This is a genomic window from Streptomyces sp. SID11385 (assembly GCF_010548245.1).
In the GTDB taxonomy this organism is placed as follows: Bacteria; Actinomycetota; Actinomycetes; order Streptomycetales; family Streptomycetaceae; genus Streptomyces.
The window spans coordinates 1-387 of record NZ_JAAGLR010000247.1 but is presented as its reverse complement, the minus strand read 5'-3'; the positions used below and the strand labels follow the sequence as shown (position 1 = coordinate 387).

1 pseudogene is annotated in these 387 nt (G+C 77.8%); it reads left to right on the top strand.

What is annotated here, in order from left to right:
* Positions 1-387: pseudogene (locus tag G3I42_RS07390) on the top strand (glycosyltransferase family 2 protein); the annotation flags it as partial.

Genomic DNA, 387 nt, shown 5'->3' with positions numbered 1-387 from the left:
GACGCTGCCCGCGTGGGCCTCGGGGCGGCGGCCCGCGTGGTTCCCCGAGGAGTTCGACTGGGTCGTGGGCTGTACGTACGCGGGGCAGCCGCGCGGGCTCGTCCCGGTCCGCAACGTGCTCGGCGGCAACGCCTCGTTCCGGCGCGCCGCCTTCGCCCGTACCGGCGGCTTCGTGACCGGGATCGGGCGGGACGGCGACCGGCGCCCGCTGGGCTGCGAGGAGACCGAGCTGTGCATCCGGCTCGGCCGGGACCACCCGGGCGCGGTGCTGCTCCTCGACGACCGCGCCGTCATCCGGCACCGGGTGCCCGCCGCGCGCGAGCGCTTCGCGTACTTCCGGCGGCGCACGTGGGCGGAGGGCCTGTCGAAGGCGCTCGTGGCGCGCAG